This is a genomic window from Streptacidiphilus jiangxiensis, assembly GCF_900109465.1.
Taxonomy (GTDB): domain Bacteria; phylum Actinomycetota; class Actinomycetes; order Streptomycetales; family Streptomycetaceae; genus Streptacidiphilus; species Streptacidiphilus jiangxiensis.
In genome coordinates this window covers 24,351-36,704 of sequence record NZ_FOAZ01000042.1, presented here as the reverse complement: position 1 = coordinate 36,704, position 12,354 = coordinate 24,351, and the positions used below count along the sequence as shown (strand labels likewise).

10 protein-coding genes are annotated in these 12,354 nt (G+C 72.3%); 5 read left to right on the top strand and 5 right to left on the bottom strand.

From position 1 onward, the window contains the following. Both BMY61_RS46850 and BMY61_RS41180 read right to left on the bottom strand, forming a co-directional pair. The coding region (locus BMY61_RS46850) for a hypothetical protein (protein ID WP_177240408.1) at positions 1–402 on the bottom strand (402 nt) is incomplete at its 3' end. Between the two features lie 129 nt (positions 403–531). Further along, complete coding sequence (locus BMY61_RS41180; RefSeq protein ID WP_042460863.1) at positions 532–717, bottom strand: hypothetical protein; 186 nt, start codon at positions 715–717, stop codon at positions 532–534. Positions 718–950: 233 nt separating this feature from the next. Here BMY61_RS41180 and paaK point away from each other — a divergent pair, with 233 nt between their 5' ends. The 4 genes from paaK (at position 951) to BMY61_RS41160 (ending at position 7,226) form a co-directional block, all read left to right on the top strand. After that, positions 951–2,264, top strand: coding sequence for a phenylacetate--CoA ligase PaaK (gene paaK / locus BMY61_RS41175; RefSeq protein WP_042460860.1), 1,314 nt, complete (start codon positions 951–953; stop codon positions 2,262–2,264). Between the two features lie 155 nt (positions 2,265–2,419). Continuing rightward, a complete protein-coding gene (locus tag BMY61_RS41170) occupies positions 2,420–3,592 on the top strand; it encodes a CaiB/BaiF CoA transferase family protein (protein ID WP_042460875.1) in 1,173 nt (390 codons plus the stop codon). Positions 3,593–3,753: 161 nt separating this feature from the next. Then, complete coding sequence (locus BMY61_RS41165; protein ID WP_042460857.1) at positions 3,754–4,968, top strand: acetyl-CoA C-acetyltransferase; 1,215 nt, start codon at positions 3,754–3,756, stop codon at positions 4,966–4,968. Positions 4,969–5,048: 80 nt separating this feature from the next. After that, a complete protein-coding gene (locus BMY61_RS41160; RefSeq protein WP_143094783.1) occupies positions 5,049–7,226 on the top strand; it encodes a 3-hydroxyacyl-CoA dehydrogenase NAD-binding domain-containing protein in 2,178 nt (725 codons plus the stop codon). A 91-nt stretch (positions 7,227–7,317) separates the two neighbouring features. Here the strand turns inward: BMY61_RS41160 and BMY61_RS46845 are convergent, their stop codons facing one another. The 3 genes from BMY61_RS46845 to BMY61_RS41145 form a co-directional block, all read right to left on the bottom strand. Continuing rightward, the gene (locus BMY61_RS46845) at positions 7,318–8,520 is read right to left on the bottom strand and encodes a glycosyltransferase family 39 protein (RefSeq protein WP_042460851.1); all 1,203 of its coding nucleotides are present in this window, start codon (positions 8,518–8,520) and stop codon (positions 7,318–7,320) included. Positions 8,521–8,705: 185 nt separating this feature from the next. Next, positions 8,706–9,365, bottom strand: a complete 660-nt coding sequence (locus tag BMY61_RS46840; RefSeq protein WP_042460848.1) for a hypothetical protein — start codon at positions 9,363–9,365, stop codon at positions 8,706–8,708. Positions 9,366–9,640: 275 nt separating this feature from the next. Continuing rightward, entirely contained in the window at positions 9,641–10,579 is a 939-nt protein-coding gene (locus tag BMY61_RS41145; RefSeq protein ID WP_082015700.1) for a UbiA family prenyltransferase, read from the bottom strand. Between the two features lie 305 nt (positions 10,580–10,884). Between BMY61_RS41145 and BMY61_RS41140 the strand changes: the two genes are divergently transcribed. Continuing rightward, complete coding sequence (locus BMY61_RS41140) at positions 10,885–12,237, top strand: mannosyltransferase family protein (RefSeq protein ID WP_052439562.1); 1,353 nt, start codon at positions 10,885–10,887, stop codon at positions 12,235–12,237. Positions 12,238–12,354 lie beyond the last annotated feature (117 nt).

Genomic DNA, 12,354 nt, shown 5'->3' with positions numbered 1-12,354 from the left:
CGACCGCGACCGCAACGCCAACGCCCCACCCGACCGGTCGAACAACGCCAACCGACGCAACTTCTCCGCCGCCAGCCGCTCCTCCAACCGCTCCAACGCCAACACCTGCTCCGCCTGGAAACGCGCACCCGCAGCCAGCAACACCTCATCCCCCTCCCCCGCCAAACCCGCCAACAGCACATGCACCACCGACGGCAACGTCCGCAACGCATCCACCACAGCAACAGCCGACGAAGAAACCGAAGACGACGAGGAGGAAGAGGAAAGAGAAGAAGAGGGAGACTGGCGGGAAGAAACCGGGGTCAACGGGTCGGCCAGAAAAGCATCCCCGAGCGAGGCAAAACCCCCACCCATGGACGCCTCTCCACCCTCACACCCGCCCCCGAACATCGAGGCGTCCATAGAACAAGCTTGACACCCCGCCCCCTCCCCCACCATGGCCTACCTGGGCCATCTCCCCACCACGGACGAGTTAGTCATTTCGTTCGAACCCCCACCGGGCCGAAAAAGCGGGCCGGAACAGCGGTCGGATCAGCCGACTCTGTCGCCCGATTCCGGGGGCACCTCGACGCCCCCCTCGCGGGCCTGGCGGAGGGCCTCCTCGAGTTCGTCCAGGGCCTGGGAGAGCCCGAACGGGTTCTGCGTCGACACCGCCTCGGCGAGGGCGGCGCGCGCGTCCGTGACCCGCTTGAGCAGCAGCTGATGGTTCTGGTCCACCGCGACCTCCTCGGACTCTCTCCCGGAAGCCCCCCAGCCACCATCCCAGGGGTTCAACGTTTCTTCAATTCGCGCGACGACGCTTCGGCGCCCGACATCCGGGCACCTCCTTGACACGGCACCGGCCCCGATGGACCATCGACCGAACATTCGGTTGGCTATGTCATGGATCGCCGGTGCGCCGGCGACGACCTGGCAGGTCGCGCCCAAGCTGCCCAGGCAGGAGTAGTGCCGTGCCCGACCCCATCCCCTCCCCTTCGGCCGATCTGCTCGACGCGGGCGAGCGCCTCACGCAGGACGAGTTGCGCGCGCACCAGCTCGCCGCGCTGCGCCGGACGCTCCACCACGCGTACGACAACGTCGAGCTGTACCGCCGCAAGTTCGACGCCGCGGGCGTGCACCCGGACGACTGCCGCAGCCTGGCCGATCTGGAGCGGTTCCCGTTCACGACCAAGGCCGACCTGCGCGAGTGCTACCCCTTCGGGATGTTCGCCGTCCCGATGGACCAGGTCCGGCGGATCCACGCCTCCAGCGGGACGACGGGGCGGCCGACCGTCGTCGGCTACACGGAGGACGACCTCGACATGTGGGCGGACGTCGTGGCCCGCTCGATCCGGGCCGCGGGCGGGCGGCCGGGGTACAAGGTGCACGTCTCCTACGGGTACGGGCTCTTCACGGGCGGGCTCGGGGCGCACTACGGCGCCGAACGGGCCGGGTGCACGGTGATTCCGGCGTCGGGCGGGATGACCGCGCGGCAGGTGCAGATCATCCAGGACTTCAAGCCCGAGATCATCATGGTCACGCCCTCCTACATGCTGACGCTGTTGGACGAGTTCGAGAAGCAGGGGATCGATCCGCGCTCGACCTCGCTGCGGATCGGCATCTTCGGCGCCGAGCCGTGGACGGAGGCGATGCGGCGCGAGATCGAGGACCGCCTCGACATCCACGCCGTCGACATCTACGGCCTGTCGGAGGTGATCGGGCCGGGCGTGGCGCAGGAGTGCGTGGAGACCAAGGACGGGCTGCACATCTGGGAGGACCACTTCTACCCGGAGATCGTCGACCCCGTCACGGACGGGCTGATGACGCCGGGAGAGAGCGGCGAGCTGGTGTTCACCTCGCTGACCAAGCAGGCGATGCCGGTGATCCGGTACCGGACCAGGGATCTCACCCGACTGCTGCCAGGGACGGCGCGCCCGGCGTTCCGGCGGATGGAGAAGGTCACCGGCCGCTGCGACGACATGATCATCCTGCGCGGCGTGAACGTGTTCCCGACGCAGATCGAGGAGATCGTGCTGCGGACACCCGGTGTGGCACCGCACTTCCAGCTGCGACTGTCGCGCAGCGGGCGGTTGGACCGGATGGCGGTCGAGGTGGAGGCCCGGCCGAACGCGACGCCCGCCGAGCGGGAGGCGGCCGCCTCGGCGATCACGCGCGGGGTGAAGGACGGCGTGGGGATCAGCGTCGAGGTGTCGGTCGTGGACCCGGAGACGCTGGAGCGGTCGGTCGGCAAGATCCGGCGGGTCGTGGACCTGCGGGAGAAGTGAGGCGACCAGCGAACGGGACGGCATGACCCCGGGGTCCGGCGAGTGCATCTCGCCGGACCCCCTTGTTACTGACGAGTCAACTCCATAGCATCGGGACTGTGACAGCATCCGTGTCACACTCGTCATGGCCACGACGTGGAGGCCCGATGCCGTCGATGCACTCCGAGCCGGACCGTAACGGCGAGACCCCGACGCCGGACGCGCGGCTGCTCGCCGGCGCGGGTCCGCTCGCCGGGGTCCGCGTGGTGGAGATCGCCGGGCTCGGGCCGGGCCCGTTCGCCGCGATGCTGCTGGCCGACCTGGGCGCCGACGTGGTGCGGGTGGACCGCCCGGGCGGATCCGTGCTGAGCGGCGATCCCGCGCTCGACGTGACCAACCGGGGCAAGCGCAGCGTCGTGCTGGACCTCAAGACGCCCGAGGGCGCCGCGCGGGCGCTGGATCTCGTCGCCCGCGCGGACCTGCTGATCGAGGGGTTCCGCCCCGGCGTCGCCGAGCGGCTCGGGATCGGGCCCGCCGACTGCCTGGCCCGCAACCCCGCGCTGGTCTACGGCCGGATGACCGGATGGGGGCAGGACGGACCGCTCGCCCAAGCCGCGGGCCACGACATCGCGTACATCGCCACGGCCGGCGTCCTCGGACTGGTCGGCACCCCGGACGGACCGCCCGCCATCCCGGTGAACCTGCTCGGCGACTACGCCGGGGGCTCGCTCTACCTGGTGGTCGGCCTGCTGGCCGCGCTGCACCACGCCCGCACGACCGGGGCGGGGCAGGTGGTGGACGCGGCGATCGTGGACGGCGCGGCGCACCTGACGTCCGTGCTGTGGGGGTTCATGGCGGGAGGGCGCTGGCACGACCGGCGCGGCGTCAACATCATCGACGGTGGCGCGCCCTTCTACGCCGTCTACGAGACGGCCGACCGTCGCCACATGGCCGTGGGGGCGCTGGAGCCGCAGTTCTTCGCGGAGTTCGTGAAGCTCCTGGAGCTGCCGCCGAACGCGCCCGGCCAGCGCGACCTGGCCCGTTGGGGCGAGTTGCGGGAGCTGGTCGCCGCGCGGTTCGCCACCCGGACGCAGGCGGAGTGGACCGCGGTGTTCGAGGGTACGGACGCCTGTGTGTCCCCCGTGCTGAACCTGCACGAGGCGGCGGACCACCCGCATCTGCGGGCCCGCGCGAGCTACGCCGAGCACCACGGACTGCTGCAGCCGAGCCCCGCACCCCGCTTCTCGGCGACCCCGAACCCGGCGCCCCGCCCGCCCGCGCTCCCGGACACCGACCGCGCGGCCGTCGCCGCGGACTGGGACGTGCCCAGCCTGAACCACGAACCCTGACCCCGAACCCGGAACCGCGACCCCCAGAACCCCGAACCCCCGAACCCCCGAACCCCGACGAGCACCACCCACGATCCGCGACACGCGATCCGAGATCCGCGATCCGAGATCCTCCGACCTCCTCGAGCTCGAGACCCCCCGCCAGAAAGCAGGCAGCCAGCGTGACCACCGAAGCATTCGTCTACGACGCGATCCGCACCCCGCGCGGCCGGGGCAAGGCCTCCGGGTCGCTGCACGGGACCAAGCCGATCGACCTCGTGGTCGGTCTGATCCACGAGATGCGGCGCCGCTTCCCCGACCTCGACCCGGCGGCGATCGACGACGTCGTGCTGGGCGTGGTGAGTCCCCTCGGGGACCAGGGCTCCGACATCGCCAAGGTCGCCGCGATCGCGGCGGGGCTGCCGGACACGGTGGCGGGCGTCCAGGAGAACCGGTTCTGCGCGTCCGGTCTGGAGGCGGTCAACCTGGCCGCGGCGAAGGTGCGCTCGGGATGGGAGGACCTGATCCTGGCGGGCGGCGTGGAGTCGATGTCGCGCGTGAAGATGGGCAGCGACGGCGGCGCCTGGGCGATGGACCCGATGACCAGCTACGAGACCGGGTTCGTGCCGCAGGGTGTCGGCGCCGACCTGATCGCCACCGTCGAGGGCTTCTCGCGCACGGACGTGGACGCTTTCGCGGCCGAGTCGCAGGCGCGCGCCGCGGAGGCGATCAAGGAAGGGCGGTTCGAGCGGTCGGTCGTGCCGGTCCTGGACCGCAACGGGCTGGTCGTGCTCGACCACGACGAGTTCGTCCGCCCGGGCACGACGGTGGAGTCGCTCTCCGGCCTGCAGCCGTCCTTCGCGACCATCGGCGAGCTCGGCGGCTTCGACGCGGTCGCGCTGCAGAAGTACCACTGGGTGGAGAAGATCGACCACGTCCACCACGCGGGCAACTCCTCCGGCATCGTCGACGGGGCGTCCCTCGTGGCCATCGGCACCAAGGAGGTCGGCGAGCGGTACGGGATGACGCCGCGGGCGCGGATCGTCTCCGCGGCCGTGTCCGGCTCGGACCCGACGATCATGCTGACCGGTCCGACGCCGGCCAGCCGGAAGGCGCTGGCCAAGGCGGGGCTGACGGCGGCGGACATCGACCTGGTCGAGATCAACGAGGCCTTCGCGGCGGTCGCGCTGCGCTACATCCGCGAGATGGGCTTCGACCACGCGCAGGTGAACGTCAACGGCGGCGCGATCGCGCTCGGCCACCCGCTGGGCGCGACGGGCGCGATGCTGCTCGGCACGGTCCTGGACGAGCTGGAGCGGCGCGACCTGCGCCGTGGCCTGATCACGCTGTGCGTCGGCGGCGGCATGGGCATCGCCACGATCATCGAGCGGCTGTGACTCCGGACGTGACCGGCACCCCCTCGCCCGCCCTTCCCGACCACGACCGCACGCCCGCTGGAGACGCAGAGATGGCAGAGATGACCGAGACCACGACCATCCGCTGGGAGCAGGCCGAGGACGGCGTCGTGACGCTGGTCCTGGACGACCCGACGCAGTCCGTCAACACCATGACCGAGGCGTTCCGCGCCGACCTCGCCGCGACCGTGGTGCGCCTGAAGGCGCTGCGTGAGGCGGGTGGGCTGCGCGGCGTGATCGTCGCCTCCGCCAAGAAGACCTTCTTCGCCGGCGGCGACCTGCGGCTGCTCAGCCAGGTGCGCCCCGAGAACGCGCAGGAGTTCTTCGAGGGCTCCCTTGCGCTCAAGCGCGACCTGCGGGCGCTGGAGACCCTGGGCGTGCCGGTGGTCGCGGCGATCAACGGCGCGGCGCTGGGCGGCGGACTGGAGATCGCGTTGGCCTGCCACCACCGGGTGGCGCTGGACGACCCCTCCGTGAAGATCGGGCTGCCGGAAGTGACGCTCGGTCTGCTGCCGGGCGGCGGCGGCGTGGTGCGTACGGTGCGGCTCCTCGGGATCACCGACGCGCTGCTGAAGGTGCTGTTGCAGGGCACGCAGCACCGCCCGGCGCAGGCGTTGGCGGCGGGCCTGGTGCACGAGCTGGCGGCGGACCGTGACGAGCTGCTGGCGAAGGCGCGGGCGTTCGTCGAGGCGAACGAGACGGCGCAGCAGCCGTGGGACGTCAAGGGCTACAAGATCCCCGGCGGAACCCCGAGCCACCCGGCTTTCGCCGCGAACCTGCCGGCCTTTCCTTCGAACCTGAAGAAGCAACTGAACGGCGCGCCCTACCCGGCGCCGCGGAACATCCTGGCGACCGCCGTCGAGTCGGCGCAGGTGGACATCGACACGGCCTTCGTGATCGAGGCGCGGTACTTCACCGAGCTGGCGACGGGGCAGACCGCGAAGAACATGATCCAGGCGTTCTTCTTCGACCTGCAGGCCGTCAACTCCGGCGCCAACCGGCCCTCCGAGGTGCCGGCCCGCAAGGTGACGAAGGTGGCCGTGCTGGGCGCCGGCATGATGGGCGCGGGCATCGCGTACTCGTGCGCGAAGGCCGGTATCCAGGTGGTGCTGAAGGACATGACGGCGGAGGCGGCCGAGCGGGGCAAGGCCTACTCGGCGGCTCTGCTGGACAAGGCCCTGTCGCGCGGCCGCACGACCGAGGCCAAGCGGGACGCGCTGCTGTCGCTGATCACGCCCACCTCGGACGCGGCGGACCTGGCCGGCTGCGACGCCGTGATCGAGGCGGTCTTCGAGAACACCGAGCTGAAGCACCAGGTGTTCGCGGAGATCCAGGACGTGGTGGCGCCGGACGCGCTGCTCTGCTCGAACACCTCCACGCTCCCGATCACGCTGCTCGCGGAGGGCGTGAAGCGGCAGGAGGACTTCATCGGCCTGCACTTCTTCTCGCCGGTCGACAAGATGCCGCTGGTCGAGATCATCAGGGGTGAGCGGACCGGTGACGAGGCGCTGGCGCGGGCCTTCGACCTGGTGCGGCAGATCAACAAGACGCCGATCGTGGTCAACGACTCGCGGGGCTTCTTCACCTCCCGGGTGATCGGGCAGTTCATCAACGAGGGCGTGGCGATGCTCGGCGAGGGCGTCGACCCGGCCTCGGTGGAGCAGGCGGCCGCGCAGGCCGGCTACCCGGCCAAGGTGCTGTCGCTGATGGACGAGCTGACGCTGACCCTCCCCCGCAAGATCCGCAACGAGACCCGCAGGGCGGTCGAGGAGTCCGGCGGCACCTGGACGCCGCACCCGGCCGACGCGGTGCTGGACCGGATGCTCGACGAGTTCGACCGTCCGGGCCGCAGCGGCGGCGCGGGGTTCTACGACTACGTGGACGGCAAGCGGGCCGGGCTGTGGCCGGGCCTGCGGGAGCACTTCGGCAAGCCTGACGGCGGTGACGTCCCGTTCGTCGACATGCAGGAGCGGATGCTGTTCGCCGAGGCGGTCGACACGGTGCGCTGCCTGGAGGAGGGCGTGCTGACCTCCGTCGCGGACGCGAACATCGGCTCGATCCTCGGTATCGGCTTCCCGGGCTGGACCGGCGGCGTACTGCAGTACGTCAACGGCTACGAGGGCGGCCTGCCGGGCTTCGTCGCCCGTGCCCGGGAGCTGGCGGCGGCCTACGGGCCGCGGTTCGAGCCGCCGGCGCTGCTGGTGGAGAAGGCCGGGCGCGGCGAGGTCTTCAGCGACTGACGCCACGTTCGCGGCCGCACGTGCGTGGCCGCACACGCGTGGCCACACACGCGTGGCCGCACATCCGTCGCCGCACATCCGCGGCGGCGCGTCAGGAGGGCGCGCCGCCGTGGAAGGTGAGGGCGACGCCGTAGCAGGCGGAGCCGATCGCGGCGGCGGCGAGCAGCGGCCGGATGAGCCGCGGCTGCCGGTCGGCGAGCCACTCGGCGGCGGGGTAGAGCAGGGGGAAGGCCGGGAGCAGGAACCGGGCGATCGGCGGCTGCGGCGAGGCGTTGACGAAGTCGACGAGGAAGAGCCCGGCAGCGAAGACCAGCAGCGGCAGCGGCTGGCGTCGCTGCCCGCGCTGCCGCAGCGCGGCGACGAGCAGGCCGAGGTAGGCGAGGCCGGTCAGCGCCATGGGGAGGCGGCCGAAGGCGTGGCGCTGGGCCTCGTGGCCGAAGGCGAAGAGCTTGGTGACCTCGTGTCCGTACCAGCGCAGGGTGGTCCAGCCGAAGTCGACGCCGGTGTCCCAGGCGGCCTGGATGTGGAAGTAGGCGGTCGGGGAGCCGACGGCCCACGCGGTGTAGGCGAGGTAGCCGAGCCAGCCGAGCGGTGCGAGCAGGGCGGCCGCGATCGGCCGCCACAGGCGCCGCGCTCGCGCCGACCGCCAGGGCCGGGCGCCGCCGCGGCGCAGCTCCACCAAGGCGGCGACGGCCACCGCGGCGACGAGCGCGGTGGCGCTGGGGCGGGTGAGCCCGGCCGCGACGCAGAGCAGACCCGCCGTCAGCCACCAGCGGCGCAGCAGCGCGTAGAGGCACCACGCGCTGAGCGCGGTGAAGAGCGGCTCGGAGTAGCCGTAGCTCTCGACCACGGCCAGCGGCAGCACGCCCCACAGGACGACCGCGATCCGGCCGACGCGCGGGCCTCCGAGCCGGTCGGCGATCGCGAAGACGCCCCAGGCGGCGAGCAGCGAGGCGGTCCAGGAGACGAGCACCAGGCCGCCCGCCGTGCCCAGGCCGGTCAGCCGCGAGGCGAGGTGGCCGAGCCAGGGGTAGAGGGGGAAGAAGGCGCGAGGCGAGAAGGGGATGCCGTGGGCGCCGATCAGTCCGTCGGTGACGGAGTAGCCGTGGTCGGCGATGCGGGCGTACCAGCCGGCGTCCCAGAGCGTGCCGAGTCGGGTGATCGGCGCGATGTGGTGGCCCAGGGCCCAGCCCACGACGAGGAGCACGCCGAGCCCACGTACCGCCGCGTAGGCGGCGAGGGCGGGCAGGGCCCGGCGCAGTCCGCGCCGCGCCCGCGCCAGTCCCGGCCCCACTCCCGAAGCCGACGGACCCGAAGCCGCCGGACCCGAAGCCGAGGGTCCCGAAGCCGAGGGTCCCGAAGCCGACGGACCCGGAGCCGGCAGGCGCGCGGGGCCCCGAACGGGAGCAGTCGCGGAAGAGGAAGCGGGGGCAGGCGCGGAGGCGGGCAGGGCGGTCGACGTGCTCGTGGCGTCGGGCATCAGTCGACCCGGCGATCGGCTTCGCCGGCGCGCCGGATCGCGGCCCGGAGGGTGCTGCGGACGGCGGACTCGGGGATGCCGAGCTCGCGGGCGATGCGGTGGTGCGCGCCGCCGACGGGGATGCGGGTGTCGCGGTCGCGCTGTGTGGGCACGACGCGACCGCTGCGGTCGGTACCGGAGTCGGCGTCGGGGCTCTCCGCCTCGCGCAGCAGTTCCCGCAGTTCGGTGTCGCCGTAGCCGGCGGCGCCGATGTAGAGGCGGGTGCAGGCACTGCGGCGGAAGACCTCGGCCGCGTGGCGGAGCAGGTCCTCGGCCTCGGGCTCGGGGAGATCGGCCACGGCCCGGCGCAGAGCGGGGGCGGTGGCGAGCCAGAGGATGCGGGCCGCGCGCAGCGACTCGCGCAGCGGTACGCCGTCGAGGGCACGCCGCGCGCCCATCAGTTCCACGGTGACCAGGTCCGCGTCGGAGAAGGCGACGGACTCGTCGCGCAGCCCGGCCGCGCACTCGCGCAGGATGGCGTCGGCCTGGCGGCGGACCCGGGACCAGCGGCCGGGTTGCAGCAGGGGACTGCCGGCATCGGCGAGACCTTGCGCGTAAGCCGAGACGATCACCTCGCGCTCGCCCTCGAACCGCGCCGCGGCCGGGTGGACCCCCGCCATCCGTCCGCCCCTCTCCGCCGGATCCCATGTTCGGGTCGATCCTACGGGCAGCAGGTCGGCGGGGTGTCCGGACCGCCGGACGGACCGCCGGGTGTGCAGGAAAACTGCCCGATCAGCGGAGTTGTCAGGACCATTGGGCTGGGACAACCGCACTGGCCCCACGGTCCCGTCGGCTGCGGATGCGACCGCGGATACGGATGCGGCGGCGGTGCGGCGGCTGCGACTGCGACTGCGGCTGCCGCTGCGACTGCGACTGCGACTGCGACTGCGACTGCTCAGCCGAACAGCAGCCGGGCGAGCAGTGCGGCGATCATCGAGGCGTGCGCGGCGTACTGGGTGATCATGAACGCCCGGTAGGGCGCACGCCCGACGTCAGGGCGGCGGCAGCGCAGCGCGACCCAGACGGCGCCGGCCGCCAGCGGCACAGTGCCCGCCAGGCAGAGGGGGGCCCACAGTGCGGAGGCGCCGAGTGCGGCGGCGCCGACCGCGAGGGCGCCGACGGCGGTGGTTCGCCGGGCGGCGCGCTCGCCGTGGACGACGGCGAGGGTGCGGCGGCCGCCGACGGCGTCGCCGGGGATGTCGCCGAGGTCCTTGGAGACGGCGCCGACGCAGCCCATCCACGCCGACATGGCGCCGCCGAAGACCAGCAGGCCGGTGGTGACGGAGCCGCCCGCGCTGAGCGCGCCGCCGAGGTAGGTGAGCAGGCCCATGCCGACGACGGTGGCGGCGGCGGTCAGGGTGGTCCGCTTGGCGGGCAGCGGCGGGCCGGAGTAGAGGTGGCCGAGCAGCAGCATCCCGGCCACGCACCAGTCCAGCCCCGGGACGGCCGCCCCGAAGGCGAGGGCGAGGACGGCGAGCAGCACGACCACGGTCGCGGCGGCGCGCAGCGGCAGGGCGCCGCTGGCGATCGGGCGCGAGGAGCCGTTGGCGCGGTCCTCGGCGACGTCCATGACGCCGTTGACGAGGTAGACGGCGAGAACCGCGAGGGTCCAGGCGATCGGGCCGAGCAGGAGGTGCACCGGGTCGATCGGAATGCCCGGCCGCCGCTGCAGCGCGACGACCTGGAAGAGCAGTCCGGTCACGAACCGCATCAGAAAGACGATCTGCACCACCGGCCGGGCCTCGGCCACGCACATCCGCGCGAACCGGACCACCTGCATCGCGGCCCTGGCCCTGGGCCTCCCCCCGGCGACAAGGCCGGCTATGTCACTCATACGGCGCAGACTAGGGCGAAAATAGGACCAAACCGGCGAAGACACGCGGAGCGCACGTCGGAGCAGCAAGTGCGCATCGGGGCATCAACCGGGGGCGCGCGCCGCGCCGCGCAACTGTTGGCAGAAAGTAGAAACAGCAGGTGGGAGGGGGTGCGGGCGGCCTCACAGAACGTTCCAACCCGGATCTCACCTTGATTTTCCGAGCTGTACACATAATCCGTACATAGTGGGGTGCCACCCTGGCCTCTGCAGCAGGCCGATCTTGTGGCGGCTGCCAGCCGTTCCATCGATTCTCCGAGGAAGCCGTGACCGCTCCGACCAGCGCGCCCGTGCACGAGGAACCCCCGGGGGAGGAGCCCGAGCCGATGGCGCCGGTCCGCCGACTTCCGATCCGGCTGATCTCGCCGGAGCGACGTGCGGCGCTCGCCATGTCCCTGCAACTGGCGGAGCCGGCCCTGCTGCTCTTCCTGGTCGTCCGAGCCGCCGGACTGTCGCTGATCCTGCTGCTCAGCCCGGGCTCGCCGAGCTACGCACTGCACCGGCTGGCGGTTCACTGGGACGCGGCCTGGTACCTGGACGTGGCCATGCACGGTTACGACCACGCGATACGCCCGTGGCTCCCGGGTGCCGCGCTCCAGACCACGAACCTCGCGTTCTTCCCGGTCTTCCCGTGGATGATCCGCACCGTGCACACCCTGCTGCCGTTCGTCCCGTGGGGCGTGGCGAGCCTGCTCACGGCGTCGCTGTGCGCGCTCGGCGCGGCGCTCGGCATCTTCGCGGCGGTCAACGCCCGCTACGGCGACAAGGTCGCCAGGATGGCGGTGGTGCTCTGGGGCATCGCCCCGGTCGCGGCGGTGGAGACGGCCGGCTACAGCGAGTCGGCCTTCACGTTGATGGCCGCCTGGACGCTGTACGCGGTGGTGACCCGGCGCTGGCTGACGGCGGGTGTGCTTTCGGTGCTGGCCGGCCTGACCCGGCCGACCGGTGTCGCCGTGGCGGCGGCGGTGATGGCGGCGGGCGCGATGGAGCTGTGGGTCCGGCTGCGCGAGCGCCGCGCGCCGGGAATGTTGCCGGGTCGCCTGTCGTGGCTGGACCGACTGCCCTGGTTCGACGGCGCCGACGTGCGGGCGGTGACACCCGTGCACGAGCCGGAGCTGTGGCGCCCGCTGGCCGCGATCGTGCTCGCGCCGCTGGGCTGGGTCGGCTTCGTGGCGTGGACGGGCTGGCGCCTGCACACCTGGGACGCCTATTTCCGGATCCAGGCGCTGTGGCACTCCAAGTTCGACTTCGGCAAGTCGACCGCGCACGACTTCAAGCTGCTGTTCACCAACGCCGAGCCGGTGGGCCTGTACTACCCCGTGGTGGCGGGCATCCTGGTCGCGGCGGCGGTGCTGTTCTTCACCACGATCGCGCAGCGGCAGCCGCTCGGCTTCGTCGTGTTCACCCTGGTGACCATGGTGATCGCGTTCGGCGACACGGCCTACTTCGCCTCCCGGGCCCGCTTCCTGCTGCCCGCCTTCCCGCTGCTGATCCCGATCGCGGCGGGGCTGGTGCGGGTGCGCACCCGGGCGACGCTGGTGACCGCGCTGATCGCGGGGACGCTCTGCTCCGGCCTGTACGGCGCATACCTGCTGCTGTACTCCCCCGCCGCACCCTGACCGCCACGCCCCGACCACCGCACCCCGACCACCGCACCCCGACAGCGACAGCCCGATTCGCGACAGCCCCCTTGTGGACGAAGCTACCGTCCGGTAATTCTTACTGACATCAGGTCT